The sequence below is a fragment of the Tsukamurella sp. M9C genome (assembly GCF_020169415.1).
In the GTDB taxonomy this organism is placed as follows: Bacteria; Actinomycetota; Actinomycetes; order Mycobacteriales; family Mycobacteriaceae; genus Tsukamurella.
The window spans coordinates 1-26,653 of record NZ_JAIULG010000058.1 but is presented as its reverse complement, the minus strand read 5'-3'; the positions used below and the strand labels follow the sequence as shown (position 1 = coordinate 26,653).

Genomic DNA, 26,653 nt, shown 5'->3' with positions numbered 1-26,653 from the left:
CGGACCATCCTATGCATGCCGCCGCCGGGTCAGACGGGCAGCAGGCGCCCGATGACCTCGGCCAGCTGCCCCGCGGTGCGGCACTCGTACATGTCGATCAGCCGCCCGTACTTGTCGGCGACCGAGTCGCCGCTCCCCCACGCGGCCTTCCGCTCGGGGTTGAGCCAGAACGCGTGCCGGGCCTTCTCGACGAGCTCGTCGAGTTCCGCGAGCGCGGGATCGGTGTGGTTGGACCGGGCGTCGCCGAGGATGAGCAGCGTGCCGCGGTGGGTCACGGCGTCGGGGAAGTCGCGGACGAAGGTGCGCAGCATGTTGCCGTAGTCCGAGCCGCCGAACCGCGCGACGTTGGTCTCCCGGATCACGCGGTCGAACATGTCGACCACGGTGTCGACGGTGAGCGTGCGCGACGGGTCGATGTAGTCGGTGATCTCGTCCACGGAGTCGACGAAGCCGAACACCCGGATCTTGGAGAACTCGGCGCTGAGCGCGTGCGTGAGCAGCAGCGTGAAGTTGGAGAATCCCGCGACCGAGCCGGAGAGGTCGCACAGGAGCACGAGCTCGGGCTTGGTGGGCCGGGGTCGACGGTGCGCCAGATCGATCGGCACGCCGCCGGTCGACATCGACTTGCGCAGCGTGCGCCGCAGGTCGATGGGGCCGCGGCGGGCGCGGCGCCGGCGCACCAGTAGGCGGGTGGAGAGCTGCCGGGCCAGGGGCCGGACGGTCTGCTCCATGCGGTGCAGCTCGGTCCGGGTGGCGGCGAAGAAGGCGACGTTCTCCGGCAGCTGCGGCGCCGCGTACTGCGCGACGGCCTCGGGGCCCCGTCGGGCGGCCATGGCGACGGACGTGAGCTCGGTGACCCGCTCGGTGAGCCCGGCGACGCGCGAACGCGCGACGCGCCGGGCGGACTCGTACTCGAAGCTGCCGGGCGCGGCGCCGTCCTCGCCGGCCGCAGCGAGCAGGCCGTTGGCGATGGCGGCGATGAGCGTCTGCGGGTTGAGCGCCTTGAGCGCCTGGTACGACGAGAAGGCGGTGCCGGTCGCGGAGTTGTACTCGCCGAGCTGCTCGACGATCTGGCTGGCGATGCCGTCGTGGTCGCCGCCGGCGACGAGCGCGGCGATGGCCTCCTGGCGCAGCGCCTCGCGCACCGCGTCGGGATCGGGCGGGGTGTCGGCGGCGGGCATCTTCAGCGGGTCGGGCTCCCCCGGCACGCCGGAGCAGCCCTGCCCGCCCGTGCCGGACGCGCCCGCGGCACCGTCGGACAGGGCTCCGAAGCCGCCGCGCACCGGGAAGTACAGGTCGAAGATCACGTCGAAGGTCTTGCGGTGCATCTGCTCGCGCAGCAGCACCGCGGCCAGGCCCTCGCGGAGCTGGCCGCGGTCGGTGAGGTCGAGCACCGTCAGCACCTCGGCGGCGGTGATCGCCTCGCCCGGGCCGATCGCCATGCCGCGCTCGCGGAGCGTCCGCACGAAGGCGTGCAGGTGCTGATCGAGCGGGGTTCCGACGGGGGCGGTCATTTACAGTCCCAGAGCCGCGGCGGCGGTCTCGATGTCGACCTGGTGCTTGAGCACCACGCCGAGCGTCGAGCGGAGCGCCGCCTTGTCGATGGAGCCGCTGGCGCTACCGGTGATGCCGAGCGCGAGGAGGGTGCGGCACCAGTCCAGCGTCTCCGAGACCGACGGCTTCTTCTTCAGGTCGAGGCCGCGCAGCGTGGAGATGACGCGGAGCAGCTGCTGCGCGACCTCGGTCGGCAGGTCGGGGACGCGGCTGCGGATGATCGACAGTTCCAGCTCGGCGTCGGGGAAGTCGATGTGCAGGTAGAGGCAGCGACGCTTGAGCGCCTCCGACAGCTCGCGGGTGGCGTTCGAGGTGAGGAAGACCAACGGCTTGCGGACGGCCGTGATCGTGCCCAGCTCGGGCACCGTCACCGCGTAATCGGAGAGCACCTCGAGCAGCAGTCCCTCGAACTCGAGGTCGGCCTTGTCGGCCTCGTCGATCAGCAGGACCGACGGTCCGCCCTCCCGCACGGCCTGCAGGAGGGGCCGCGGCAGGAGGAACTCCTCGGAGAAGACGTCCTGCTTGGTGTCGTCCCAGTCGCCGTCGGTGCCGGAGGACTGGATGCGCAGGATCTGCTTGGCGTGGTTCCACTCGTACAGGGCGCGGGCCTCGTCGATGCCCTCGTAGCACTGCAGGCGAACGAAGCGGGCGGCGCGGGCCTGCGAGCAGGCGCGGGCCAGCTCGGTCTTGCCGACGCCGGCGGGGCCCTCCACGAGGAGCGGCTTGCCCAGCTTGTCGGCGAGGAAGACGGCCGTTGCGGTGGCGACCGACGGGATGTAGCCGGTCTCGCGCAGTGCCGCGGCGACGTCGTCGACGCTGGTGAACAACGCGGTGGGCGCGGGGGTCGTGATGTCGGTGCTCAGCGTGCAGCCTTCCGTTTGAGGACCTCCTTCGAGAAGCCCTTCGACGCGATCTCTGCACTCATCTTCACACCCTTGCGCACGACGAAGCCGGGCAGCTTGATCTTGAGGTCGATGTTCATGTCGCAGAGCACGTGCACCTTGTCGTCGCCGACGGGCGTGAGCTGGTAGTACCCGCCCTGGGAGCGCACGGCCACGCCCTCGCCCTCGGACTGCCAGGCGACCCTGGTCTCGGGGGTGAACTCGTAGCGGAAGCGCATGGTGTCGCTGATGCCGACCATGCCGGCCTCGACCTCGACGACGCGGGGATTGCCCGCCGCATCGCGCTCGGCGACGGTCACGCTCTTGTGCGAGGACGACCACGCGGGGAGCGATTCGACGTCCAGCAGCGTCGCGTAGGCGAGCGCCGCGGGGGCGTCGATCTCGAACTCGACCTTCTCGTTGATTGCCATCGCAACAATCTAGCGGTGCCGCCGGGCCCCGCCGAACGGAGCCCGGCGGCGGACCGTCAGGCCGCGGCCTTGCGCTTCATGACCTCTTTGGTGAGGCCGTTCTTGATGATGTCCATGGCGAGCTTGATGCCCTTCTTGACCACGAAGCCGGGCGCCTTGACCTTGGGGTCGAGGTACATCGTGACCTTGACGTGCGTCTGGTCGTCGCCCTTGGGCGAGAGCTCGTAGATGCCGCCCTGGCTGCGCACGGCGGTGCCCTCGTTGCGGGTGTCCCACTTGCAGCTCACGTCGGTGAAGACGTAGTCGAACGTCAGGTTGTCGCTGAACATCAGCAGCCCGACGGAGGCGTCGACCACGCTGGGGCGGCCGTTCGCGTCGCGCTCGACGACCTTGACGTTGCTGTGCGCCGACGACCAGTCCGGCAGGGCGTCGACGTCGGCGAGCGTGTCGAGGACCAGCTTGACGGGGGCGTCGATGTCGAATTCGAGGGACTCGTTGATTGCCATGGCGACAACCTACCGGGCCGCGCGCCGGGTGTGAGCGGGGTCGGGATTACCGGGGACGGACGTGTCCGTCGCCCCACGCGATCCACTTGGTCGAGGTGAGCTCGGGCAGTCCCATCGGGCCGCGGGCGTGCAGTTTCTGCGTCGAGATGCCGATCTCGGCGCCGAACCCGAACTGCTCGCCGTCGGTGAAGGCGGTGGAGGCGTTGACCATCACCGCGGCCGCGTCGACGCGGGTGGTGAAGGCGCGGGCGGCGGCGAGGTCGCCGGTGACGATGGCCTCGGTGTGGCCGGTGCCGTAGCGGTCGATGTGTTCGATCGCCTGATCCAGCCCGTCGACGATCTTCACCGCGACGTCGAGGCTGAGGTACTCGTCGGCCCAGTCGGTCTCGGTAGCGGGAACCATGCCGGTCTCGTCGCCGTGCACGATCACGCCCTCGGCCTGGAAGGTGCCGAGCAGGCGGGGCAGGAAGGTGTCGGCGAGCGCGCGGTCCACGAGCACGGTCTCGACCGTGTTGCACACGCTGGGCCGGCGGGTCTTGGCGTTGAGCACGATCTCCTCGGCCATGTCGAGGTCGGCCGCGGGGTGGACGTAGATGTGGCAGTTACCCGTACCGGTCTCGATCGTGGGCACGGTCGCGTCGCGCACGACGGCCGCGATGAGCCCGGCGCCGCCGCGCGGGATGACCACGTCGACGAGGCCGCGGGCGCGGATCAGCGCGGTGACGCTGGCGCGCGAGTCGGCGGAGAGGAGCGCGACCGCGTCGGGCGTGATGCCGCTCGCCTCCAGGGACTCGCGCAGCACGGCCACGAGGGCGGCGTTCGACGAGGCCGCCGAGCTGGAGCCGCGCAGCAGCACGGCGTTGCCCGACTTGAGGGTGAGCCCGAAGGCGTCGACGGTGACGTTCGGCCGGGCCTCGTAGACGATCCCGACCACGCCGAGCGGCACGGCGACCTGGCGCAGCTCGAGGCCGTTGGGCAGGGTCGATCCGCGGAGGACGTTCCCGACGGGGTCCGGCAGGCCGGCGACCTGCCGCAGGCCGGAGGCGATGCCGTCGACCCGGGCCTCGTTGAGCGCGAGCCGGTCGATGAGCGCCTCCTCGGTGCCGGCGGCGCGGGCCCGCTCGACGTCCTCGGCGTTGGCCGCGAGGATCCGGTCCTTTTTCGCCAGCAGCGCGTCGGCGGCGGCGTGCAGCGCGGCGTTCTTCTGCTCGGTGGTCAGCGTGATCAGGTGCTTCGAGGCGGCGCGGGCGGCGCGGGCCGCCTCCTCGACCGCGGTGGTCGCGGCCTGCAGTTTGGCGTCCTGGGCGGTGGGCGTGCTCATGGTCCGAGAATACGTGGCGGGCCGGACTTGTCGGTCCGCGGTGTTAGGTTGCCGACGTGTCCCGCCGGAGAACCGCCCGCAGCCTGTCCCGGCGGTCGTGGCTCGCGCTCGTCCTGGTCACGGCGACCGCCGTCTTCGTCGCGATCGGGGCCTACCGGGACCGGTCCGGGGCCGAGCCCACCACCGGTTCGGCCGCGCCCACCGCCACCATGCCCGACGGTGCGCCGCTCGCCGGGGTCCGGATCGTCGCCGCGCGCGAGCGAGCCCCGCAGCCCTACCGCCGCGCGGCCTTCGGGAAGGCGTGGACCGACGACCAGTCGGCGCCGCTCGGACACAACGGCTGCGACACCCGCAACGACGTGCTGGACCGCGACCTGAAGGACAAGACCTATGTCCGCACTTCCGCCTGCCCCCGCGCCGTCGCGACGGGCGTGCTGACCGATCCGTACGGCGGCGCGACCATCCGTTTCGAGCGCGGCGCGAAGACCTCCGCCAAGGTGCAGATCGACCATGTGGTCGCGCTGGCCTATGCCTGGGACATGGGCGCGTGGTCGTGGGACGACGCGAAGCGCGCCGCCTTCGCGAACGATCCGCGCAACCTCGTGGCCGTCGACGGGCCGGCGAACGAGAACAAGAGCGACTCTCCCCCGGGTCGGTGGATGCCCTCGAACGAGCGCTTCCACTGCCAGTACGCCCGCCAGTTCTCGTTCGTCGCCCGCGAGTACGGCCTGTCCGTCGACCGCTCCTCCGCCGCCGTCGTCGATCAGTCCATGAAGACCTGCTCCTGACGCGTACGGCAGATCGCCTGCCTACGCACCGACGGCGCGCGCGGGGACAACCTGCGCACCGACCTCCTCGGCGCGACGGGGAACCAGGAGGCACGCCGCGCCGCCCGCGGCGGCGACCGCTCCGAACATGACCGCGATCCCCGCGAACGAGACGCCGGCAGTGAGCAGCACACCGCCCACCAGCGGCCCCGTCACCGCGCCGAGCCGGCCGATCCCGGTGCTGATCCCGAGCGCGGAAGCGCGCACCTCCGCGGGGTAGTAGGTGGCGACATAGCCGAAGAGCACGATCTGCGTGCCGATCGAGCCGGCACCCACGAACAGCACGACGAGGTACATCACGGCGGTGCTCGGCGTCATCGCCATCCCGCCGATCGCACACGCGGCCACGACGAAGTACCCGGCGCCCACGATCCGGTTCCCGTACCGGTCCGCCAGCACGGCCCCGATGACGCCGCCGACGACCGCCCCGACGTTGAGCAGCACCTGGAAGGTCAGGGCGGAGCCGAGGCTGTAACCCGCCTTGCGCATCATCTCGGGCAACCACGTGTTGAGCCCGAACACCAACAGGAAACCCGCGAAGTTGGCGACCGCGAACAGGATCAGCGCAACGACCGCAGGCCCGGACGTGAGCCGCCGCAGCACGCCGGGCTCTCCCCCCGATCCATCGCCCGCGGGCCCCGAGTTGGCAGTCGCAGGAGTGGTCTCCGGGACCACCTTCCAGGCCACCGGCACGACGAGCACCAGTGCCGAGGCGCCGATCGCCCACAGTCCGCGAAACCCGAGCACCTCCCCGAACCACAGCGCGCACAAGGCGGCGATGATCCCGCCCACCGGCAGGCCCGCGAGCATCAACGCGTTGAGTAGGTTCTTCTCCCGCGGCCGCGCCACCTCGACGACGAGCGCGATCGCGACCGGTGCCACGCCTCCGAAGCCGAGCCCCGCGATGAACCGGAACACCCCAAGGAGCAGCGGCGTCGGAGCCAGCGCCACCGCGATCATCGCCGCCGAGTACCAGACCAGGCATCCTATGAATAGCTTCCGCCTCCCGAACCGATCGGTCAGGGTGCCGGCGAGGATCGCGCCGAAGAACATGCCCATCAGCGCGTAACTCCCGATGGCACCCGCCTCCGCGCGGCTGAGGCCCCAGGGCTCGTACGCCAACAGCGCGGGGATGGTCGATCCGTACACGATCAGGTCGTAGCCGTCGAACACGATCGCGGCGAAACAGACAGCGACGACCGCGTATCGGCGGCGACCATCGGCGGGAAGCGAACTGGACATGGGTCTCCTCGAGACAGGATGCGTCTGGCATGCACGTCGAACCTCCGACATACACGTCAGAGCATCACAGTGATCCAGACCACTGTCAACATCAACGTTGAATTATCGCCATGTACGTCACAACAAGCCGCGGACTCCACGCCGCAAACAAGCATTGCTGCTTGTTTTTTTCGTCACCGACTGACAGAGTGTGGGCGTGCCCACTTCAGCCCCCGTGTTCGACGCGCTCGAGTCCACCTCGGCCGCCGTCGCCGCCATCGCGGATTCGCTCCCCGACTGGTCGATCTCCACGCCCGCCGAGGGCTGGACCGTCGCCCACCAGGTCGCCCACCTGGCCTGGACGGACGAGGTCTCCCTCGTCGCCGCCACCGACCCCGACGGCTTCGCCGCGATCCTCCAGGACGCGATGCAGGACCCGATGGGCTTCGTCGACGCCGGAGCCGCCGAGCTCGCCGCCGATCCGGACCTGCGGGCCCGCTGGGACCGCGCCCGCGCCGCCCTCGCCGTCGCGCTCCGCGAGGCGGATCCCGGCACGCCGCTCCCCTGGTTCGGCCCGCCCATGCGGCCCGCCACCATGGCCAACGCCCGCCTCATGGAGACCTGGGCGCACGGCCTCGACATCGCCGACGCGGCGGGCACCGAGCTGGACGCCCCGGAGGCACTCCCCCACGTCGCCAAGATCGCCTACAAGACCCGCGACTTCGCCTACACCGTCAACGGCGAGACCCCGCCCGCCGAGCCCTTCGACGTCTTCCTCGTCGCCGCCGACGGCGCCGAGATCACGTTCGGGCCCGGCGACGCCGCACAGCGCGTCACCGGCTCGCTCGAGGACTTCTGCCGCCTCGCGACCCAGCGCGTCAACCTCGTCGACACCGATCTCGTCGCCACGGGCGAGGACGCCGCCCACTGGCTCACCATCGCGCAGTGCTTCGCCGGGGCCCCCGGCACGGGCCGCGCCCCGCAGGAGGAACGTCCATGACCCGCACCATCAGCATCGCCAACGTCTCCGGCTTCTACGGCGACCGCGCCGCGGCGATCGGCGAGATGCTCGCCGGGCCCCGCGTCGACTACATCACCGGGGACTACCTCGCCGAGCTCACCATGCTCATCCTCGGGCGCGACCGCCTCAAGGACGCGGATCTCGGCTACGCCAAGACCTTCCTGCGGCACCTCACCCCGCACCTCGGCCTCCTCGCCGAACGCGGCACCAAGGTCGTCGTCAACGCCGGCGGCCTCAACCCGGGCGGCCTCGCCGCCGCCGTGGAGAAGGCGGTCGCCGAGTCCGGCACCGATCTCAAGGTCGGCTGGGTCGACGGTGACGATCTCCTCGCCCGGTCCGCCGACCTCGGCGTGCCGAACGCCGTGACCGCCAACGCCTACCTCGGCGCCTTCGGTATCGCCGATTGCCTGGCCGCCGGCGCCGACATCGTCATCACCGGCCGCGTCACCGATGCCTCCGTGATCCTGGGGCCCGCCATCGCCGAGTTCGGCTGGCAGCGCACCGACTTCGACGCCCTCGCCGGCGCCGTCGCCGCGGGGCACATCATCGAGTGCGGCACCCAGGCCACCGGTGGCAACTACGCCTTCTTCGACCGCCACCCGATCGAGCAGCTCCTCCACCCCGGTTTCCCCATCGCCGAGATCGCCGCCGACGGCTCCTTCGCCATCACCAAGCAGCCCGGCACCGGCGGCGTCGTCGAAGTGGGCACCGTCACCGCGCAGCTGCTCTACGAGGTCACCGGACAGCGCTACGCGAACCCCGATGTCACGCTGCGACTCGACTCCATGACCCTCGCCCAGGACGGCCCGGACCGCGTCACCGTCAGCGGCGTGCGCGGCGAGGCACCGTCGACCACCACCAAGGTCGCGACCACCACGCTCGGCGGCTTCCGCAACGAGATCGCCTTCCTGCTCACCGGCATCGACGTCGAGCGCAAGGCAGCACTGCTGGAGGCGCAACTGCGCGATTCGCTCGAGCGGAGCGGCGGCGCACCGTCGGACCTGCAGTTCCGCCTGGCGCGCACCGACCATCCCGACGCCCCCACCGAGGCGGCCGCGTCGGCCACCCTCACCGCGGTGGCGTGGGACGCCGACCCGAACCGGGTCGGCCGCGCCTTCAGCTCCGCCGCCGTGGAACTCGCGCTCGCCACCTACCCCGGTGCCTCCCCGATGGCGCCGCCCTCGAGCGGCGGCCCGTACGGGGTGTACCAGGCCGTGTACGTGCCGAACGGCGACGTCCCGCACCGCGCCCACCGGCCCGACGGCACCGTCGTCGACGTCGCCCCGCCGGCGGTCGTCCAGGAGCTCCCCGCCGATCCGTCCCAACCGGGCGGCGACGACCCGCGCCCCACAGGTCCGACGGTCCGCGTCCCGCTCGGGACCGTCTTCGGCGCGCGCAGCGGCGACAAGGGCGGCAGCGCCAACGTCGGCGTCTGGGCGGAGTCCGACGCGGCCTTCGAATGGCTGCGCAGTAATCTGACCGAACAGGCTCTGCGCGAACTCCTTCCGGAGGCCGCGGACCTCCCCGTCCGCCGCTACGAGCTGCCCAACCTCAAGGCCCTCAACTTCGTCGTCGAGGACCTGCTGGGCAAGGGCGTCGCCCACGGCTACCGGTTCGACCCGCAGGCCAAGGGCGTCGGCGAGTGGCTGCGGGGCCGCTACATCGACCTGCCCGCAGGCCTGCTCCCCGCGGGCCACACCACGAAGGAGATCGCATGACCAGCCTGTGGGAGTCCGAGGAGCGGATCGCGCTGCGCAAGACGGTGACCGCGTTCACCGAGCGCGAGATCCTGCCGAACCTCGACGACTGGGAGGCGGGCGGCCTGCTCCCCCGCGAGCTGCACAAGAAGGCCGGCGACCTCGGCCTGCTCGGCGTCTCCTTCCCCGGGTCGGTCGGCGGCGGCGACGGCGATCCCCGCGACGCGCTCATCGTGTGCGAGGCCATGCACGAGGCCGGCGGCTCCGGCGGCCTGTTCGCCTCGCTGTTCACCTGTGGGATCTCGGTGCCGCACATCATCCTCGCGGGCACCGACGAGCAGAAGGCGCGGTGGGTCGCGCCCGTGCTCGCCGGCGAGAAGATCAGCTCCCTCGGACTCACCGAGCCCGGCGGCGGCTCGGATCTCAGCCACCTCACGACGACGGCCCGCAAGGACGGCGATCACTACATCGTCAACGGCGCCAAGACCTTCATCACGTCGGGCATTCGCGCCGACTGGGTGGTCACCGCCGTCCGCACCGGCGGCGAGGGCGCGAGCGGCATCAGCCTGCTCGTGATCCCCAAGGGCCTGGACGGCTTCGAGGTGAGCGCCCCGCTGAAGAAGATGGGCTGGCACGCCTCGGACACGGCCGAGCTCTCCTTCACCGACGTCCGCGTCCCCGCCGAGAACCTCATCGGCCCCGAGGGCAGCGGCTTCCTGCTGATCGGCGCCGCCTTCGTCACCGAGCGCCTCGCCCTCGCGGTGCAGGCGTACTCGCACGCGCAGCGCTGCCTCGACCTCACACTCGACTGGGTCCGCACCCGGGAGACCTTCGGCCAGCCGCTGATCAAGCGCCAGGCCGTGCAGAACACCGTGACCGAGATGCGGCGCCGCATCGAGGTCGCCCGCGTGTACAGCCGGCACGTCGCCGACCAGTACGCGGAGGCGATGGAATCCGGCGGTGCCGCCGCGGCCGCCGAGCTCGTGCCCCAGGCCTGCTTCGCGAAGAACACCGCCGTCGAGTGCGGCGAGTGGGTCGCGAACGAGGCGGTGCAACTCTTCGGCGGCCACGGCTACATGTCCGAGTACGAGGTGTCGCGGCACTACCGCGACGTCCGCATCCTCGGCATCGGCGGCGGCACCACCCAGATCCTCACCACGCTCGCGGCCAACCGCCTCGGCTACAAGTGATCCCCCACCCAGGCACCCACTCCGACACCTACAAGGGCAAAGGACTCCACTCATGACGGTGCTCCGCAGCACCCCGGCCCCCGACGCGGCCGCGTACCGCAAGACCATGCTCGACAAGCTGGCCGATCTCACGACCGAGTTCGACAAGGCCCTGGCCGGCGGCGGTGAGAAGTACGTCGAGCGGCACCGGGGGCGCGGCAAGCTCACCGCCCGCGAGCGCATCGACAGTGTCCTCGATCCCGCCTCGCCCTTCCTCGAGCTGATGCCGCTGGCCGCGTGGGGCAGCGACTTCCAGGTCGGCGCCTCCCTCGTGGGCGGCATCGGCGTGGTCGAGGGCGTCGAGGTGATGGTGGTCGCCAACGACCCCACCGTCAAGGGCGGTACCTCCAACCCGTGGACCCTGCGCAAGTCGCTGCGCCTCAACGACATCGCCCGCGAGAACCGCCTCCCCGTGCTCTCGCTCGTCGAGTCCGGCGGCGCCGACCTCCCCACGCAGAAGGAGGTGTTCGTCCCCGGCGGCGCGATGTTCCGCAACCTCACGCAGTTGTCGAAGGCCGGGATCCCCACGATCTCCGTCGTGTACGGCAACTCCACCGCGGGCGGCGCCTACATCCCCGGCATGAGCGATCACGTCGTGATGATCAAGGAGCGCTCCAAGGTCTTCCTCGCCGGGCCGCCCCTGGTGAAGGCCGCGACGGGCGAGATCTCCGACGACGAGACCCTCGGCGGCGCCGAGATGCACTCGCGCACCTCGGGCCTCGGCGACTACATGGCCAGCGACGAGCTGGACGCGGCGCGCATCGCCCGATCGATCGTCAAGCGGCTCAACTGGCGCAAGCAGGGCACGGCCCCGTCGGCCGTGGTCAAGCCCCCGCGCTACGACGCCGAGGGCCTGCTCGACATCGTCCCGGACGATCTCAAGATCCCCTTCGACCCGCGGGAGATCATCGCCCACATCGTCGACGACTCCGACTACGACGAGTTCAAGCCCCTCTACGGCGGCTCGCTCACCACGGGCTGGGCGAACCTGCACGGCTACCCCATCGGCATCCTCGCCAACGCCCGCGGCGTCCTGTTCTCCGAGGAGGCGCAGAAGGCCACGCAGTTCATCCAGTTGGCGAACCGCTACGACACGCCACTGCTGTTCATCCACAACACCACCGGCTACATGGTGGGCGCGGAGTACGAGCGCGGCGGCATGATCAAGCACGGCTCGATGATGATCAACGCCGTCTCCAACTCGGAGGTGCCGCACCTCTCGCTCATCGCGGGCGCCTCCTACGGCGCCGGCCACTACGGCATGGCGGGCCGCGCCTTCAACCCGCGGTTCCTGTTCTCCTGGCCCAGCGCACGCTCGGCCGTCATGGGCGCCAAGCAGCTCGCCGACGTCGTCACCGAGGTCGCCGCGGCCTCCGCCGCCTCCCGGGGCCAGGCCATGGACCCCGCCTTCGTCGACGGCATGCGCACCGCCATCGAGACGCAGATCGACAAGGAGTCCCTGCCCGCCTTCATGTCCGGCATGCTCTACGACGACGGCATCATCGACCCCCGCGACACCCGCACGGCGCTCGGCATGGCCCTCTCCGCCATCCACAACGGCCCCGTCCACGGCACCGACGCCTTCGGCGTCTTCCGGATGTGAGGAACTCCATGACGACATTCGACTCCGTCCTCGTCGCCAACCGCGGCGAGATCGCCCGCCGCGTCATCGCCGCGGCCCACGCCCGCGGCCTGCGCGCCGTGGCCGTCTACTCCGACCCCGATGCGAACGCGCCGCACGTCGCCGAGGCCGACGAGGCCGTGCGCCTGCCCGGCGAGTCCCCGGCGGACACGTACCTGCAGGGCGAGAAGATCATCGCCGCGGCGAAGGCCACCGGCGCACAGGCGATCCACCCCGGCTACGGCTTCCTCTCCGAGAACGCCGACTTCGCCGCCGCGGTCCAGGCCGCGGGCATCGTCTGGATCGGCCCGTCGCCCGAGGCCATCACCGCGATGGGCTCCAAGGTCGCGGCCAAGGCCCGCCTCGCCGAGGCCGGCGTGCCGATGCTCACCAACCTCACTCCGGACCAGGTCTCCGACAGCGACTTCCCCGTCCTGGTGAAGGCCTCCGCCGGCGGCGGCGGCCGCGGCATGCGCGTCGTCCGCACCCGCGCCGAGTTGCAGGAGAACCTGGAGACCGCTGAGCGCGAGGCCAAGTCGGCCTTCGGCGACGGCACCGTCTTCTGCGAGCGCTACCTCGAGCGCGGCCGCCACATCGAGGTCCAGGTGATGGCCGACTCCCAGGGCACAGTCTGGGCCGTGGGCGAGCGCGAGTGCTCGATCCAGCGCCGCCACCAGAAGGTCCTCGAGGAGGCCCCGTCGCCCCTCGTCGAGCGGCACCCGGCGATGCGCACCGCCCTGTACGAGGCGGCCGCCAACGCCGCCAAGGCCATCGGCTACACCGGCGCGGGCACGGTGGAGTTCCTCGCGACCGACGCCGGCGAGTTCTTCTTCCTCGAGGTCAACACGCGCCTCCAGGTGGAGCACCCGGTCACCGAGGCCACCACCGGGCTCGACCTGGTCGGCCTGCAGTTCGACGTTGCCGCGGGGCTCCCACTCCCGTCGGCCGAGCCGCCCGCCACCCGCGGCTGGGCCATCGAGGCCCGCCTCTACGCCGAGGATCCCGCGAACGACTGGCGGCCCGCCGCCGGCACCGTGCACCGCTTCGAGGTGCCCGGCGTGGTGAGCGAGTTCTCCGGGCCCGACCGCCCGGGCATCCGGCTCGACAGCGCCCTCGCGCCCGCGGGCAGCGTCGTCGAGGTCTTCTACGATCCGATGCTCGCGAAGGTGATCGGTTTCGCCCCGACCCGCGCGCAGGCCCTCGCGATCACCGAGGCGGCGCTGCGCAAGGCGGTCGTCCACGGCATCACCACCAACCGGGACCTGTTGGTGCGGATCCTCGCCGACGCCGACTTCAAGGCCGGCGACTTCGCGACCGATTTCCTCACCGGCGAGCGGCTCGAGCGCCTCGCCGCTCCGCTGCTCGACGAGGCCGAGCTCGCGGAGGCCGCGTCCGCCGCCGGCGCCGTGCTGGACCGACGGGGCGTCGCGGCGAGCCCGCTGCCGCACGTCGCGCCGGGCTGGCGCAACCTCGGCTCCCGCACCCTGGTCCCCGAGTTCCGGACCACCGACGAGCGCGAGTTCCGCGCCGACGGTGGGCAGGTCGCCACCGTGGTCGACGACGGTGACCGCGCGACGGTCGCGGTCGAGCGCGACGGTATCCGGCGCACCGTCGCCGTGACGGCGTACCCCGGCGATCGCACCGTCGTCGAGGTGGAGACCGCGCGCGGCGCGGCGACCCTGACGCTCGTCGATCCCCTCCCGTCGGCGGACGCCGCCGCGGCGGCGGGCTCGCTGCTCGCGCCGATGCCCGGCGTGATCACCCGGATCGGTGCCCAGGAGGGCGATTCGGTCACCGTCGGACAGCCCGTGCTGTGGATGGAGGCGATGAAGATGGAGCACGCCATCTCCGCCCCCGCCGACGGCGTCATCACGACCATCGCCGTCGAGGTGGGCCAGAACATCGATGCCGGCGCCGTCGTCGCCGTGCTGGAAGATACGGAGTAGGAACCCACATGAGCATTTCCATGGACGTCATCGAGTCCGAGGAGCGCCAGGCGCTCCGCGCGACCGTTTCCGAGCTGGGCCGCAAGTTCGGCCCCGAGTACATGCGCGAGAAGATCGCGGCGGGCGAGGGCCCCACCGAGCTGTGGAAGGCCGCGGGTGATCTCGGCCTGATCGGCGTCAACATCGCGGAGCAGTACGGCGGCGGCGGCGCCGGCATGTACGAGCTGGGCATCGTCGGCGAGGAGCTCGCCGCGGTCGGCTCGTCGCTGCTCATGCTGGTGGTCTCCCCGGCGATCAACGGCACCATCATCTCCCGGTTCGGCACCGAGGAGCAGAAGCAGCGCTGGCTGCCGGGCATCGCCTCGGGCGAGACCATCGCCGCCTTCGCGATCACCGAGCCCGACGCGGGCAGCAACAGCCACCGGATCACCACCACCGCCCGCCGTGACGGCTCCGACTGGATCATCTCGGGCCAGAAGACCTTCATCTCCGGCATCGAGCTCGCCGACGTGATCCTCGTGGTCTCCCGCAGCGAGGACGCCAAGACCGGCAAGCTGCGGCCCGCGCTGTTCCTCATGCCCACCGACTCCCCCGGCCTGCAGAAGACCAAGATCCCCATGGAGGTCGGCCTGCCGGAGTCGCAGTGGACGCTGTTCTTCGACGACGTCCGGCTGCCCGCCGAGGCACTGGTCGGCGAGCCCGACGCCGCCATCGCGCAGCTCTTCGCGGGCCTCAATCCCGAGCGCATCATGGCCGCGGCCGGTTCCGTGGGCTCGGCCCGCTACGCGATCGACCGTGCGGTGGACTACGCCAAGCAGCGCACCGTCTTCAAGGTTCCGATCGGCGCGCACCAGGCCATCGCCCACCCGCTCGCCGAGCTCAAGGTGGAGACCGAGCTGGCGAAGTTGATGCTGCAGAAGGCCGCAACGCTGTACGACGCCGGCGAGGAGTTCGCCGCCGCCGAGGCCGCGAACATGGCGAAGTTCGCCGGCGGCGAGGCAGGAGCGAAGGCCGTGGACCGAGCGATCCACTCGCTCGGCGGCAACGGCCTCACCACCGAGTACGGCCTGGCGCAGATGCTGGTGGCCTCGCGACTGTTCCGCATCGCCCCGGTCAGCCGCGAGATGGTGCTCAACTTCATCTCCGAGCACAGCCTCGGGCTGCCCAAGAGCTACTAGGAGACCCGATGACCGACTCCTTGGTCCACTACGAGACGCGCGGCGGCGCCGCGTATCTCACGATCGACAGCCCGCACAACCGCAACGCCATCTCGCAGCGCCTGCTCGCCGACCTCAGCGCGGGCCTCGAGCGCGCGGCGGCGGACGACGCCGCGCGAGCCGTGGTGCTCACCCACACCGGCACGACGTTCTGCGCGGGCGCCGATCTCAAGGAGGCGGCGGCGAACGGCGCCGGCTCGGACCCGAAGTCCCGCACCCTGGCGATGATCGGCGCCATGCGCGGGATCATCGAGTGCCCCAAGCCGGTGATCGCCCAGGTCGACGGGCACGTCCGGGCCGGGGGCTTCGGGCTCATCGGCTCGTGCGACTTCGTCTTCGCCGGCCCCGGGGCGTCGTTCGCGGTCACGGAGACGCGGATCGGCGTCGCGCCGGCGATGGTCTCGCTGGTGCTGCTGCCGCACCTGCCCTCGCGGGTCGCCTCCACGCTGCTGCTCACGGGCCGCAAGTTCGACGCCGCCGAGGCCGCCGGCTACGGCCTGATCACCGCGGCGGTCGGCGACCCGGCGGCCGCAGTCGCGGAGCAGCTCGCCGAACTGCAGCTGTGCAGCCCCCAGGGCCTGCGCGAGACGAAGCAGATCCTGTGGCACGACGTGCTGCGTTCCTTCGACGAGCGGGCCGACGCCCTCGGCGAGCAGTCGGCGCGACTGTTCGGCTCCGCCGAGTCGGTCGAGGGGATCACCGCATTCCTGCAGAAGCGCGCGCCGAGCTGGGCCGAACCGGTACCGGCGGAATAGGCTGTTCGCGATGACTCCCCTCCGCCCGCCCATCCGCGCACCCCAGCAGTCCCGCAGCCGGGAGACCCGGCAGCGCCTGCTGGAGACCACCATCGCGTCGCTCGCCGCTCGCGGCTGGACGGCCACCACGGTGGGCAGCGTGGCGCGGCAGGCGGGGGTCTCGCGCGGCGCCGCGCAGCACCACTTCCCCACGCGGGAGGACCTGATCAGCGCCGCGCTGGAGTACATGGGCGAGCAGCGGCTCGCGCAGGTGGCCCAGGCGGGCGCGGCGGTGCCCGAGGGCCCCGACCGCCCGTACGCCGTGGCGCGGCTCATCGTCGAGTACTACACGGACGACCTGTTCAAGGCCGCGCTGCACGTGTGGACCGCCGCCGCGAGCGACGACGCGCTCCGCGAGCGCATGCTGCCCTTCGAGAACAAACACTCGCGCGAGGTCTTCGCCCTCGCCATGCGCCTGCTCGGCGTGGACCGGGACGACGAGGAGGCCCGTCGAGCCGTACAGGCGACACTCGACCTCGCCCGCGGCCTCGGCCTCGCCGACCTGCTGTCCGACGACGAGACACGCCGCGAGCAGGTCGTCGACTTCTGGGGCCGGCAGCTGGCGTCCGTCTTCGCAGCGCGCTGATCCGAGAGTCCCTCCGGACTAGGCCTTGTCGAGGTAGTCGCCGCGATCGCCGCCGAGGATGACCTCGTTCATGGCTCGCAGGGCCGTATGGCGCTCGAGATCCGGGTCCTCGCCGACGATCTCGTACGCGAGGTCCCGGGCCGCGGCGAGCACGTCGCCGTCCTGCGCGAGGTCCAGGAAGCTCAGGCGCCGCGCGAGGCCCGACTGGTCGACGCCCAGGATGTCGCCGAAGCCGCGGTACTCGAGGTCGAGTTGGGCGAGGGCGAAGCCGTCGACGGTCTCCGCGACCTTCTGCAGCCGCTCGAGGGTGCGTTCCGAGCCGGTCGCGGTGATGAGCAGGCACAGCCCCGGCAGCCCGCCTCGACCGACGCGGCCGCGCAGCTGGTGCAGCTGACTGATGCCGAACCGGTCCGCATCGCGCACGACCATCGTGGTGGCGTTCGCCACGTCGACGCCGACCTCGATCACCGTGGTCGCCACCAGGACGTCGATCTCCCCCGCGGCGAAGGACGCCATGATCTCGGACTTCTCGTCGGCGGGCAGGCGGCCGTGCAGCAGCGCGATCCGGTGCTCGCCGAGCGGACCCGCGGAGAGCTGGTCGTACATCTCGATCGCCGAGACGGTCTTCGGCTTCTCGGCCTCGTCAACAACCGGCTCGCCACGTGACGCGCCTCGCCCCGATGTCTTCGCCTCCGTCGCCGGCGCCTCGAAATCGTAGTCCTCGTCGGTGAAGCCGGCCTTGGCCTGCTCGCCCGTCGCGTCGTCGCCGATCCGCGGACACACGACGTAGACCTGGCGGCCCGATCGGACCTCCTCGTCGACGCGCGCCCAGGCCCGCGCGACCCATGCCTCGCGGTCTTCGGGGACGACCGAGGTCTGGATCGGCTGCCGCCCGCGCGGCAGCTCCCGCAGCACGGACGTCGCCATGTCGCCGAACTGCGCCAGCGCGACGGTGCGCGGGATCGGCGTCGCCGTCATCACGAGCAGGTGCGGCATGGAATCGTCGTCGGTGCTCTCGCCGGTGCCCTTGCGCCGCAATCGGTCGCGCTGCTCCACGCCGAACCGGTGCTGCTCATCGACCACGACCAGGCCCAGCCGGAAGAACTCGACGGTGTCCTCGAGCAGCGCGTGCGTTCCGATCACGATGCCGGCCTCGCCGGTCACGATGCGCAGGAGCGCCGCCCGGCGCTGCTTGACGGTCATCGAGCCCGTCAGGAGGGTCACCGTCGTGGCTGCCTCTGCAGCACCCAGCTGACCGGCCTCCGCCAGGTCGCCGAGCATCGCGGTGATCGACAGCAGGTGCTGGGTCGCCAGGACTTCCGTCGGCGCCAGCAGCACCGCCTGATGGCCGGCGTCGACGGCGGCGAGCATCGCGAGCAGCGCGACGAGCGTCTTACCGGAGCCGACCTCGCCCTGCAGCAGGCGGGTCATCGGGTGGTCGCGGGCCATGTCGTCGAGGATCTCGGCGAGCACGTCCTCCTGGCCCGCGGTGAGCGAGAACGGGAGCCGCTCCCGCAGTCCCGCCTGCAGCGGACCGTCGGGCGCGCGCAACGGCGGCGCGCCGACGATGCCCACGTCGTGCGCCCGGCGGGCGAGGGCGGTCTCGATCGCGACGGCCTCGTCGAAGGCGAGGCGGCGGCGCGCCCGGTCGGCCTGGGCGCGGCCGTCGGGCTTGTGCGCCGCCCGCACCGCGTCGTCGAGGCTCATCAGGGCGTGGAGCGCGAGGAACGCGGGCGGCAGCGATTCGGGCACCGGCGCGAGCCTTTTCAGCACGCTGTCCACCAGCGAGAGGATCAGCCACGTGGGCATGTTCTTGGTGCCGTGGTAGATCGGCACGGTGGGCTGCATCAGCAGGCTCAGGTCGGCGAACTTGAGGCGCTTCGACCCCGCCTTGGTCGAGCCCGCCTCGTTGGCGGCGAGCGCCTCGGCCGAGGTGATCGTGGTGTCCGGCAGGACCAGCCACACGGGGTGGGTGAGCTGCAGCTTCCCATTGAACTCGCCGAGCCGGCCGATCAGCAACAGCTGCCGGTCGGGCTGGATCGGCTTGGGCAGGTAGTTGAAGAAGGTCACGTCGTAGGCGCGGACCTTGTTGACCACCTGCACCTTGAACATCTTCTTGCCGCGGTGGTGCGCCCGCGGCGGGGTGATCGCGGTGACGGTGCCGATCACCACCACGTCGTCACCGATGCGGGGCTCGGACCGCCGGGTGCCGTCGTCCTCCACGGCCCCACCCTCGTATCGGAACGGGAAGTGCCGCAGCAGGTCCCCGACGGTGGCGAGTCCGAGTTCGGCGGTCGCCGCATCGGCGATCTCGGGGTCGACGGCCTCGGCGAGCGGCGTCTGCAGCGTGAGGGTGCGCGCTGAGGTCATTCGACGCCGATCTCCATCACGCTCGCGTTCTGCCCGCCGACGTAACCGACCACCTCGACCTCCGGACGGTCCGGGCGCAGGGCGGCGCTGACCCGGTCGGGGAAGTCGCCGTCGCCCGCCTCGCCGAGGAGCACCGTCACCATGTCGCCGCCCGTCGCCAACAGCAGCTCGGCGAGCGCCTCACCCGCGGAGTACTGGTCCTCCTCGAGCACCACCACCTCGCCGCCGACCATGCCGAGGTAGTCGCCGGGGCCGCAGGGCCCGAGGATCGTCAGCGCGTCCTCCGTGACGGCGACGACGGATCCGCACCGCGCTCCGGCCGCGGCCTCGGCCATCGAGTAGGTGTCGTCGGCGGCGTGACCGTTCGGCTCGTGCACGGCGAGTGCCGCGATCGCCTGCACCATGGACGAGGTCGGCAGCAGCGTCACCAGCACACCGGATTCGCGGGACCGCGCGGCCACCGCCAGCAGCTCGGGAGTGGGCAGCGCGCCGTTGGGCATGAGCAGCACCTCGCGGCCCTCGAACCGATGCAGGGCGGCGAGCAGCTCGGCGTGGGTCATCCCCGTGTCGCAGCGGATCACCTCCGCGCCCGCCTCCGTGAACAGCTCGGCGGCACCGTCGCCCGAGACCAGCGCGACGATGGCGCGCGGCGCGTCGAGCAGCGCCTGCAGCGGCGTCTCGCCGTGTCCCGCCTCCTGCAGCACGTTGACGGCGATGCTGCGCAGCTTGCCGTGCCGCAGACCGGCCTGGATCGCCGCGCCGGGCTCTGTGGTGTGCGTGTGGACCGACCACGTCGCGACCGGGTCGGGATCGGCCGCGGCGACCACCACCACCGAATCGCCGAAGGCCTGCAGCTCCGCGCGCAGCCTGTTCGCCGTGGCCTCGGTGGCGGCGGGCAGGAGGTACATCACCTCGTAGTCGGCGTGCGGGCCGCGGGGCGGATCGGCGTGATCGTGGGTGTGACCGTGATCGACGTGCACCTGGACGTGCGGCGCGATCTGCCGGCCGAACCGCGGGCGCCCCGGCACCGCCCCGGACGTGACCTCGACGAGAGCGTCGAGCAGGACGAGGAGGCCGCGGCCGCCCGCGTCGACGACGCCGGCGGCGGCGTTGTCGGCGAGCTGGTCCCGGGTGCGCAGTAGGGCGTCGAAGGCCGCATCGGCGGCGGCCCGCGCGCAGGCCGCCAGATTCCCACCGCCGGCGAGCGCGGCCCCGGCACCGTCGGCGGAGGCACGCAGGACGGAGAGGATGGTGCCCTCGATCGGATCGGCGACGGCGCTGGTGACCAGGTCCGTCGCGTTCCGCAGGCCGGTCGCGAGCCCCTCGGCCGTGAGATCCGCGTCGGGGCCGAGCTGCGCGGCGAGCCCGCGCATGATCTGCGAGACGATGACGCCCGAGTTGCCCCGCGCCCCGGCGACCGCGCCGGCGACGGTGGCGCGGGCGACGGCGTGCGGTCCCTCGGTGCGGTCCGCGACGTCGGCGGATCGCGCCGCCGCGCGCAGGGTGACCAGCATGTTCGTGCCGGTGTCCGCATCGGCGACAGGGAAGACGTTGAGGGTGTTGATCTCGTCGACCGCACGCTCGAGTCCGAGGACGGCACGCCCCAGCCAGGCCACCACCACGCGGCCGTCCTCCGCAATCGGTCCCGTCACAGCTGCCAGCCTAGTGGGCGGTCGCACAGCGCAGGAGCCCCGCCGCGGTTTGGCGGTAGACCCATATCGGTCTATGATTGCAGGGTTGCCTCGCGTCCGAGCGTGTCCTTCGCGTCTACGACCGGCGGGGCGAAGCACAGGTTTTCAACTATTGCGAGGAGTACACGACTATGGCTGCCGTCTGCGACGTCTGCGACAAGGGCCCCGGCTTCGGTAAGTCGGTCTCCCACTCGCACCGGCGTACCAACCGCCGGTGGAACCCGAACATCCAGACCGTCCGCGCCCAGGTCGCGCCCGGTCAGACCCGCCGCCTGAACGTGTGCACCTCGTGCATCAAGGCCGGCAAGGTCGTTCGCGGCTAGTACGCATCAGCTGTTCCGAAGGCCCGTGACCTCCCCGAGGTCACGGGCCTTCGGCGTTCGCTCCGACGGTCGTCAGCGCACCTGCGCGAGGTGCGGCAAGCGCCAGTCGACGGGCTCCGCCCCGAGTCCCACCAGCGCCTCATTGGCCTTCGAGAAGGGCTTGGAGCCGAAGAAGCCGCGCGACGCGGACAGCGGCGACGGATGCACCGATTCGATCCGCGGGGTGTCGCCGAGGCGCGGCCCGAGCGAGGCCGCGTCGCGGCCCCACAGGATCGCCACGAGCGGCGCGTCCCGCGCCACGAGCGCGTCGATGGCGCACTCGGTGACCTTCTCCCAGCCCTTCCCGCGGTGCGAGGCGGGCGTGCCCGGGCGTACCGTCAGGACGCGGTTCAGCAGGAGCACGCCCTGCGCGGACCACGGCGAGAGGTCGCCGTTCGCGGGCATCGGCAGCTCGAGGTCGTCGCAGTACTCCTTGTAGATGTTCTGCAGACTCCGCGGGATCGGCCGCACCGACGGGTCCACCGAGAACGAGAGGCCCACCGCGTGCCCCGGCGTCGGATACGGGTCCTGGCCGACGATGAGCACCCGCACGTCGGCGAAGGGCTGCCGGAAGGCGCGCAGCACGTTGGCCCCGGCCGGGAGGTATCCGTCCCCGGAGGCGTTCTCGCCGCGCAGGAACTCGCCGAGCGCCGCGATCTCGTCGGCGACCGGCGCGAGGGCCTGCGCCCACCCGGCCTCGACGCTGTCGGTCAGTGGTCTCGCCGTCATCGCCCGGTCTCCTCGGTCTCGGTGAAGGTGTTCCAGCCGCCGGCCGCCGGCCCGGCGTCGCCGTCGACGGTGACGGTGCCCGCGGGCAGCGCGGCCGGGGCGGACACCACCCCGATCGCGCGCCAGCCCCCGGGGAGCTCCGCGGCGGCCGGGAAGGTCGCCAGGAGGGCGTGATCCTCGCCGCCCGTCCGCACCCAGTGCTCGGCGTCGGCGCCGAGCGCCTCGGCGCAGGCGACCAGCTCGGCATCGGGGGCCAGCAGGGCGCCGTCGAGCGCGATGGTCACGCCGGAGGCCCGGGCGAGTGACCGCGCGTCGCGGAGGAGGCCGTCGGAGACGTCGGTGAGTGCCGTCGCCCCGGCGTCGGCCGCGCTCGGCCCGGCGGCGAGCGGGGGCACCGGGCAGCGGTAGGTCTCGACCAGGCCGTCGAAGCCGTCGAGCCCCGCGAGCACGACGTCCAGGCCCGCGGCCGAGTGCCCGAGTGTTCCGCACACCGCGACCCGATCGCCCGGCCGCGCGCCGGACAGCAGGACCGGCTCCCGGCCCTGCAGGTCGCCGAGCACGGTGACGGCGAGCAGCACCTGATCGGTGCGAACCACGTCACCGCCCGCGATCGCACCGCCGGCCTCGGCCGCGCCGCGGGTGGTGCCGCGCGCGATCCCCGCGATGACGTCCTCGCCGGTCTCGGGCGGGCAGCCCAGCGTCACGGTGAAGGCGGTGCACACGGCGCCCATGGCCGCGACGTCCGCCGCGTTCTGCGCGATCGCGCGCCGGCCCACGTGCTCGGGGGTGGTGAGGTCGAACCGGAAGTGCCGGCCCTCGACGATCGCATCGGACGAGACCACCGTCCGGCCGTCGGGGGCCAGCACCACCGCCGCGTCGTCGCCCGGGCCGACCGGGATCCGCGGATCCGGCCGTACACCGCCGGTGGCCAGCGCGATCACGCCGTCCTCCCCCAGCTCCGCCACGGTGCGCACGCGGGACTGCGCAGGGCTCTCGGGCTCCTCAGATGTCATCGCGGCTACCGTATCGGACGTGAGCGATGCAGACGACGAGACCACCGCGGCCCCGGACACCGGGAAACGCCGCAGCCCCGCCTTCCTCGCGACGGCGGTGGCCCTGCCGGTCGCGGTGGTCGCGTGTTTCATCGCCTTCCTCGTGCTGGCGCAGCAGAAGCAGGGCGACGCCCGCGACGCCGCGGAGGCCGGCCACCTGAAGTCGGTGGCGGCACCGTCGTCCGGCGACGCGGCGTGCGGGAAGCTCCTCGGCGCGATCCCCGCCGACCTCGACGGCTATCGGCGCACCAAGGACACCGAGCCCGGCGGCTTCGCCCGGTGGACCAGCGAGAAGGCCGGCGCCGTGGAGGTGCGGTGCGGCACCGACCGTCCCGCCGAGCTGACCGCGACCGCGAAGCTGCAGATCATCAACGGGGTGCAGTGGTTGCAGGCAACACCGGCGGGCGCGCCCGCCCCCGACGGCGGCAGCTACTGGACGGCCGTCGACCACCGCCCGTACGTCACCGTCTGGGTGCCCGACGGTGCCGGCACCTCCGCGGTGCAGGCCACCTCGGACGCGATCCGGGAGCACCTGCAGGCGGCCTCGCTCGACCTCGGCCGGTAACCGGCGGCTACCGAAGCCCGATGCCGCGCGCGAGCGCCGTCTCGATGAGGATCGCGAGCAGCTCGGCGTACTCGACGCCGGACTCGGCCCACATCCGCGGGTACATCGACGTCGAGGTGAAGCCGGGCATGGTGTTGACCTCGTTGATGACGGGGCCGTCGGGGGTCTGGAAGAAGTCGACGCGCGAGAGGCCCTGGCAGTCGAAGGCGTGGAAGGCGCGCACCGCGAGGTCGCGGATCGCCGCCGACTGCTCCTCGGTGAGGTTCGCGGGCACGGTGTACTGCGCGCGGTCGTCGAGGTACTTGGTCTCGAAGTCGTAGAAGGAGTGCTCGGCGTCGGCGGCCATCTCGATCTCGGCGATCGCCGACGCGGCGACGCTGCCGTCGGGCCGCTCGAGCACGCCGATCTCGACCTCGCGGCCGATCACGGCCGCCTCGATGATGACCTTGGGATCCCACTTCCGGGCCTCGGCGATCGCCGCGGGCAGCTCGGTCAGGTCCGTGACCCGGGTGATGCCGATCGACGATCCGCCGCGCGCGGGCTTGACGAACAGCGGCAGGCCCAGGCGGTGCAGGACATCCGACGGGACCTCGATGTCGCGCTGGCGGAGCACGTGGAAGTCGCCTACGGGCAGGCCGTCCGCGGCGAGCAGCTTCTTCGCGAACTCCTTGTCCATGCCCGCCGCGGAGGCGAGCACGCCCGCACCCACGTAGGGCACGCCGACCATTTCCAGCAGCCCCTGCAGGGTGCCGTCCTCGCCGTACGGGCCGTGCAGGACGGGGAAGACGACGTCGACGGCGCCGAGGAGCTCCCCTGCGCTATCCGCGTGCACCGACACGAGTTCCGCGCCGGGCAACAGCGCCAGATCCGTCGGGGCGTCGGCCACACTCGGGAGCGCCCGATCGGCGAACCTCAGCGCCTTGGAGTCACCGTCGGAGAGCACCCACGCGCCCGCCTGCGTGATCCCGACGGGGACCACCTGGTAGCGCTCGGGGTCGAGGTGGGCGAGGATACTGCCCGCCGAGACGCACGAGACCGCGTGCTCGCTGCTGCGCCCGCCGAAGACCACTGCCACCCTGATTCGCTCCGTCACGGTCGCCCACCTTACGTGTCGGCCGTGCGGAGGGCCACGCGGTTACCCGCGGGGAAGGCAGTGGGACTAGTCGGCGTCCTTGGGGCGCCACTCGCCGCCGACGTCGCGGTTGAGCAGGTCGTCCATGGCGCGGGAGACGGGGACCCCGTCGTAGCAGACAGCGCGCACGGCCTCGGTGAGCGGCATTTCGACGCCCACGCGTCGCGCCAGGTCGGCGATGGAAATGCACGACTTGGCACCCTCCGCGACCTGCCCGTGCGCGGCGGCCTGCGCCTGCTCGACGGTCATGCCCTGGCCGAGGCGCGCGCCGAAGCTGAAGTTGCGGGACTGCGGCGAGCTGCACGTGGCGACGAGGTCGCCGACGCCGGCGAGGCCGGCCAGCGTGAGCGGCTCCGCGCCGAGCGCCGTGCCGAGGCGCAGCGTCTCCGCCAGCCCCCGGGTGATGATCGCGGCACGCGAGTTCTCGCCGAGGTTGATGCCCGACGCGATCCCGCAGACCAGAGCGATCACGTTCTTGGTGGCACCGCCGATCTCGCAGCCGACCACGTCGGCGCTCGTGTACGGACGGAAGTAGTCGGTGCGCGCGAGGTACTGGGTCCGGGAAGCGCGATCGGCGTTGTCCGAGGCGACCACGGCGAGGGTCGGCTGGCCCTTCGCGATCTCCTTCGCGAAGTTCGGCCCCGTCAGCACGGCGATCCGGTCCCGATCGATCCCCGCGGCGTCGACGACGACCTCGCTCATCCGGTCGAGCGTGCCGATCTCGATGCCCTTGGCCAGGTTCACGACGGTGACGTCCGGCGGGATCAGGTGGCCCCAGTCGCCCAGGTTGGCCCGCAGCGACTGCGAGGGGACGGCGAGCACGACGAGCCCGGCGCCGCGCATCGCCTCCTCCGGATCGTGTGTCGCGGAGAGGTTCTCGGGGAGCACACCCTCGGGCAGGTACTGCGCGTTGATCCGGGTCTCGTTGATCTGATCGGCGACCTCCTGCCGCCGGCACCACATCCGCACCCGGTGCGGCTCCGGGCGGGTGGCCTCCGCGAAGACCTTCGCCATCGCGGTTCCGAACGAACCAGCCCCCATCACCGCAACGTCGACCATCCGAGCCCCTCCTCGCATCGCACCTGTCCCACCGGATTCGTGGGCACCGGGGCGAGCCTATCGCCCGCCCGCAGGCGGCGGGTTCGGTTCCGCACGCCTACATTGGTGCCCATGAGCTCACCGCAGGGGGCCGCCGAGCGCCCCGCCGTCGTGGTGGTGACCGCCGTGAAGTCGCTCGACGCCGCCAAGTCCCGCTTCGCCGCGCCCGGCGACGGCCTGCGGGACGCCGTCCCGGGGCTCGTGCTGGCGATGCTGTTGGACACCCTCGCCGCGGCGGCAGCCGCCCCCGGGGTCCTCGGGCTGCACGTGGTCTCCCCCGATCCCGAGGTCCGCGCCGCGGCGATCGCCGTCGGGGCGCGCACCGTCGACGAGCCGGAGCCCGGCGGGCTGAACGCCGCGCTCGAGGCGGGCGCCCGCGCCGCCCGGGCCGCGCACGGCCCCGCGGTCGCGGTCCTGGCCCTGCAGGCGGACCTGCCGGGGATCACCGCCACGGAGCTCGGGGAGTTCCTCGCGGCGACGGCGGGCAGGCGGGGCTTCGTGCCCGATCACGCAGGGACCGGGACGGCGGCGCTGTACGCGCCCCCGGGGACCGAACTGCGCGCCGCCTTCGGGCCGGATTCCGCGGCGGCGCACCGGTCCGGGGGCGCCGCGCGGCACGACGGCCCCTGGCCCGGCCTGCGCACGGACGTCGATACGCCGCGGGACCTGACCGAGGCCGGGCGCCTCGGGGAGCACACCGCGGCGGTGCTCGCGGCGGCCGATCGGGACTTCGCGTCGAATGCGTGCGTCCGATACGCCAGAATGGAGCGGTGACGACCGAGCCCCCCGCCCCCTCCGCCGA

Annotated in this window: 24 protein-coding genes; 12 read left to right on the top strand and 12 right to left on the bottom strand. The window is 72.1% G+C overall.

The genetic code is table 11. The features are described 5' to 3' along the window. Positions 1 to 29: 29 nt before the first annotated feature. Genes LB823_RS20850 through LB823_RS20830 form a run of 5 tightly spaced genes read right to left on the bottom strand, consistent with a single transcriptional unit; the run spans position 30 to position 4,693 of the window. Positions 30 to 1,514, bottom strand: coding sequence for a VWA domain-containing protein (locus LB823_RS20850; protein ID WP_224651020.1), 1,485 nt, complete (start codon positions 1,512 to 1,514; stop codon positions 30 to 32). After that, complete coding sequence (locus LB823_RS20845) at positions 1,515 to 2,405, bottom strand: MoxR family ATPase (RefSeq protein ID WP_224651045.1); 891 nt, start codon at positions 2,403 to 2,405, stop codon at positions 1,515 to 1,517. It abuts the gene before it with no gap. Between the two features lie 8 nt (positions 2,406 to 2,413). After that, on the bottom strand, positions 2,414 to 2,866 hold the full coding sequence (locus tag LB823_RS20840; protein ID WP_224651016.1) for an SRPBCC family protein: 453 nt from the start codon (positions 2,864 to 2,866) through the stop codon (positions 2,414 to 2,416). A gap of 56 nt (positions 2,867 to 2,922) precedes the next feature. Continuing rightward, a complete protein-coding gene (locus LB823_RS20835) occupies positions 2,923 to 3,372 on the bottom strand; it encodes an SRPBCC family protein (protein WP_224651013.1) in 450 nt (149 codons plus the stop codon). A gap of 46 nt (positions 3,373 to 3,418) precedes the next feature. After that, positions 3,419 to 4,693 (bottom strand): glutamate-5-semialdehyde dehydrogenase, encoded by a 1,275-nt coding sequence (locus tag LB823_RS20830; RefSeq protein WP_224651010.1) that lies wholly within the window; start codon positions 4,691 to 4,693, stop codon positions 3,419 to 3,421. Positions 4,694 to 4,776: 83 nt separating this feature from the next. Between LB823_RS20830 and LB823_RS20825 the strand changes: the two genes are divergently transcribed. After that, complete coding sequence (locus LB823_RS20825) at positions 4,777 to 5,481, top strand: HNH endonuclease family protein (RefSeq protein ID WP_224651042.1); 705 nt, start codon at positions 4,777 to 4,779, stop codon at positions 5,479 to 5,481. Between the two features lie 21 nt (positions 5,482 to 5,502). Here LB823_RS20825 and LB823_RS20820 read toward each other — a convergent pair whose 3' ends face one another. Further along, positions 5,503 to 6,762 (bottom strand): aromatic acid/H+ symport family MFS transporter, encoded by a 1,260-nt coding sequence (locus tag LB823_RS20820; protein WP_224651007.1) that lies wholly within the window; start codon positions 6,760 to 6,762, stop codon positions 5,503 to 5,505. A gap of 196 nt (positions 6,763 to 6,958) precedes the next feature. Here LB823_RS20820 and LB823_RS20815 point away from each other — a divergent pair, with 196 nt between their 5' ends. Genes LB823_RS20815 through LB823_RS20780 form a run of 8 tightly spaced genes read left to right on the top strand, consistent with a single transcriptional unit; the run spans position 6,959 to position 16,852 of the window. Continuing rightward, positions 6,959 to 7,741 (top strand): TIGR03084 family metal-binding protein, encoded by a 783-nt coding sequence (locus tag LB823_RS20815; RefSeq protein WP_224651004.1) that lies wholly within the window; start codon positions 6,959 to 6,961, stop codon positions 7,739 to 7,741. Beyond that, positions 7,738 to 9,480, top strand: coding sequence for an acyclic terpene utilization AtuA family protein (locus LB823_RS20810; RefSeq protein ID WP_224651000.1), 1,743 nt, complete (start codon positions 7,738 to 7,740; stop codon positions 9,478 to 9,480). The genes LB823_RS20815 and LB823_RS20810 overlap by 4 nt, the downstream gene beginning before the upstream one ends. After that, a complete protein-coding gene (locus LB823_RS20805; protein ID WP_224650996.1) occupies positions 9,477 to 10,649 on the top strand; it encodes an acyl-CoA dehydrogenase family protein in 1,173 nt (390 codons plus the stop codon). The genes LB823_RS20810 and LB823_RS20805 overlap by 4 nt, the downstream gene beginning before the upstream one ends. A gap of 52 nt (positions 10,650 to 10,701) precedes the next feature. Beyond that, positions 10,702 to 12,291, top strand: coding sequence for an acyl-CoA carboxylase subunit beta (locus LB823_RS20800; protein ID WP_224650993.1), 1,590 nt, complete (start codon positions 10,702 to 10,704; stop codon positions 12,289 to 12,291). Between the two features lie 8 nt (positions 12,292 to 12,299). Further along, complete coding sequence (locus tag LB823_RS20795) at positions 12,300 to 14,255, top strand: biotin carboxylase N-terminal domain-containing protein (RefSeq protein ID WP_224650990.1); 1,956 nt, start codon at positions 12,300 to 12,302, stop codon at positions 14,253 to 14,255. A gap of 8 nt (positions 14,256 to 14,263) precedes the next feature. Then, positions 14,264 to 15,433 (top strand): acyl-CoA dehydrogenase family protein, encoded by a 1,170-nt coding sequence (locus LB823_RS20790; RefSeq protein WP_102102332.1) that lies wholly within the window; start codon positions 14,264 to 14,266, stop codon positions 15,431 to 15,433. A gap of 8 nt (positions 15,434 to 15,441) precedes the next feature. Beyond that, positions 15,442 to 16,227 carry an enoyl-CoA hydratase family protein gene (locus LB823_RS20785; RefSeq protein ID WP_224650987.1) on the top strand — a complete coding sequence of 262 codons (786 nt, stop codon included), beginning with the start codon at positions 15,442 to 15,444 and terminating at the stop codon, positions 16,225 to 16,227. Between the two features lie 10 nt (positions 16,228 to 16,237). Beyond that, a complete protein-coding gene (locus tag LB823_RS20780; RefSeq protein WP_224650982.1) occupies positions 16,238 to 16,852 on the top strand; it encodes a TetR/AcrR family transcriptional regulator in 615 nt (204 codons plus the stop codon). An 18-nt stretch (positions 16,853 to 16,870) separates the two neighbouring features. Here the strand turns inward: LB823_RS20780 and LB823_RS20775 are convergent, their stop codons facing one another. Both LB823_RS20775 and LB823_RS20770 read right to left on the bottom strand, forming a co-directional pair. Next, on the bottom strand, positions 16,871 to 19,222 hold the full coding sequence (locus LB823_RS20775; protein WP_224650979.1) for an ATP-dependent DNA helicase RecG: 2,352 nt from the start codon (positions 19,220 to 19,222) through the stop codon (positions 16,871 to 16,873). Next, on the bottom strand, positions 19,219 to 20,874 hold the full coding sequence (locus tag LB823_RS20770; protein WP_224650974.1) for a DAK2 domain-containing protein: 1,656 nt from the start codon (positions 20,872 to 20,874) through the stop codon (positions 19,219 to 19,221). The genes LB823_RS20775 and LB823_RS20770 overlap by 4 nt, the downstream gene beginning before the upstream one ends. 170 nt (positions 20,875 to 21,044) lie before the next feature. On the opposite strand from LB823_RS20770, the gene rpmB reads away from it, so the two are divergent. After that, positions 21,045 to 21,236 carry a 50S ribosomal protein L28 gene (rpmB, locus tag LB823_RS20765; RefSeq protein ID WP_068521417.1) on the top strand — a complete coding sequence of 64 codons (192 nt, stop codon included), beginning with the start codon at positions 21,045 to 21,047 and terminating at the stop codon, positions 21,234 to 21,236. Positions 21,237 to 21,308: 72 nt separating this feature from the next. On the opposite strand, the gene LB823_RS20760 is transcribed toward rpmB, so the two are convergent. Together LB823_RS20760 and LB823_RS20755 are read right to left on the bottom strand one after the other, a co-directional pair. Next, complete coding sequence (locus tag LB823_RS20760) at positions 21,309 to 22,004, bottom strand: uracil-DNA glycosylase (protein WP_224650970.1); 696 nt, start codon at positions 22,002 to 22,004, stop codon at positions 21,309 to 21,311. Next, positions 22,001 to 23,017, bottom strand: a complete 1,017-nt coding sequence (locus LB823_RS20755) for a thiamine-phosphate kinase (protein ID WP_224650967.1) — start codon at positions 23,015 to 23,017, stop codon at positions 22,001 to 22,003. Before LB823_RS20755 ends, LB823_RS20760 begins: the two co-directional genes overlap by 4 nt. Positions 23,018 to 23,036: 19 nt before the next feature. On the opposite strand from LB823_RS20755, the gene LB823_RS20750 reads away from it, so the two are divergent. Further along, positions 23,037 to 23,621, top strand: coding sequence for a DUF3515 domain-containing protein (locus LB823_RS20750; protein WP_224650964.1), 585 nt, complete (start codon positions 23,037 to 23,039; stop codon positions 23,619 to 23,621). Between the two features lie 7 nt (positions 23,622 to 23,628). Here the strand turns inward: LB823_RS20750 and LB823_RS20745 are convergent, their stop codons facing one another. Together LB823_RS20745 and LB823_RS20740 are read right to left on the bottom strand one after the other, a co-directional pair. Then, entirely contained in the window at positions 23,629 to 24,714 is a 1,086-nt protein-coding gene (locus LB823_RS20745; RefSeq protein WP_224650960.1) for a D-alanine--D-alanine ligase family protein, read from the bottom strand. Between the two features lie 66 nt (positions 24,715 to 24,780). After that, complete coding sequence (locus LB823_RS20740; RefSeq protein ID WP_224650958.1) at positions 24,781 to 25,812, bottom strand: NAD(P)H-dependent glycerol-3-phosphate dehydrogenase; 1,032 nt, start codon at positions 25,810 to 25,812, stop codon at positions 24,781 to 24,783. A gap of 111 nt (positions 25,813 to 25,923) precedes the next feature. Here LB823_RS20740 and cofC point away from each other — a divergent pair, with 111 nt between their 5' ends. Next, the gene (gene cofC, locus LB823_RS20735; protein WP_255604166.1) at positions 25,924 to 26,625 is read left to right on the top strand and encodes a 2-phospho-L-lactate guanylyltransferase; all 702 of its coding nucleotides are present in this window, start codon (positions 25,924 to 25,926) and stop codon (positions 26,623 to 26,625) included. Positions 26,626 to 26,653 lie beyond the last annotated feature (28 nt).

Bases quoted from the DNA above. Each gene is read 5' to 3' on its own strand.
- LB823_RS20850 (WP_224651020.1), bottom strand. From the start codon at position 1,514: ATGACCGCCCCCGTCGGAACCCCGCTCGATCAGCACCTGCACGCCTTC.
- LB823_RS20840 (WP_224651016.1), bottom strand. From the start codon at position 2,866: ATGGCAATCAACGAGAAGGTCGAGTTCGAGATCGACGCCCCCGCGGCG.
- LB823_RS20835 (WP_224651013.1), bottom strand. From the start codon at position 3,372: ATGGCAATCAACGAGTCCCTCGAATTCGACATCGACGCCCCCGTCAAG.
- LB823_RS20830 (WP_224651010.1), bottom strand. From the start codon at position 4,693: ATGAGCACGCCCACCGCCCAGGACGCCAAACTGCAGGCCGCGACCACC.
- LB823_RS20820 (WP_224651007.1), bottom strand. From the start codon at position 6,762: ATGTCCAGTTCGCTTCCCGCCGATGGTCGCCGCCGATACGCGGTCGTC.
- LB823_RS20810 (WP_224651000.1), top strand. From the start codon at position 7,738: ATGACCCGCACCATCAGCATCGCCAACGTCTCCGGCTTCTACGGCGAC.
- LB823_RS20805 (WP_224650996.1), top strand. From the start codon at position 9,477: ATGACCAGCCTGTGGGAGTCCGAGGAGCGGATCGCGCTGCGCAAGACG.
- LB823_RS20800 (WP_224650993.1), top strand. From the start codon at position 10,702: ATGACGGTGCTCCGCAGCACCCCGGCCCCCGACGCGGCCGCGTACCGC.
- LB823_RS20795 (WP_224650990.1), top strand. From the start codon at position 12,300: ATGACGACATTCGACTCCGTCCTCGTCGCCAACCGCGGCGAGATCGCC.
- LB823_RS20790 (WP_102102332.1), top strand. From the start codon at position 14,264: ATGAGCATTTCCATGGACGTCATCGAGTCCGAGGAGCGCCAGGCGCTC.
- LB823_RS20785 (WP_224650987.1), top strand. From the start codon at position 15,442: ATGACCGACTCCTTGGTCCACTACGAGACGCGCGGCGGCGCCGCGTAT.
- LB823_RS20780 (WP_224650982.1), top strand. From the start codon at position 16,238: ATGACTCCCCTCCGCCCGCCCATCCGCGCACCCCAGCAGTCCCGCAGC.
- LB823_RS20775 (WP_224650979.1), bottom strand. From the start codon at position 19,222: ATGACCTCAGCGCGCACCCTCACGCTGCAGACGCCGCTCGCCGAGGCC.
- rpmB (WP_068521417.1), top strand. From the start codon at position 21,045: ATGGCTGCCGTCTGCGACGTCTGCGACAAGGGCCCCGGCTTCGGTAAG.
- LB823_RS20760 (WP_224650970.1), bottom strand. From the start codon at position 22,004: ATGACGGCGAGACCACTGACCGACAGCGTCGAGGCCGGGTGGGCGCAG.
- LB823_RS20755 (WP_224650967.1), bottom strand. From the start codon at position 23,017: ATGACATCTGAGGAGCCCGAGAGCCCTGCGCAGTCCCGCGTGCGCACC.
- LB823_RS20740 (WP_224650958.1), bottom strand. From the start codon at position 25,812: ATGGTCGACGTTGCGGTGATGGGGGCTGGTTCGTTCGGAACCGCGATG.
- cofC (WP_255604166.1), top strand. From the start codon at position 25,924: ATGAGCTCACCGCAGGGGGCCGCCGAGCGCCCCGCCGTCGTGGTGGTG.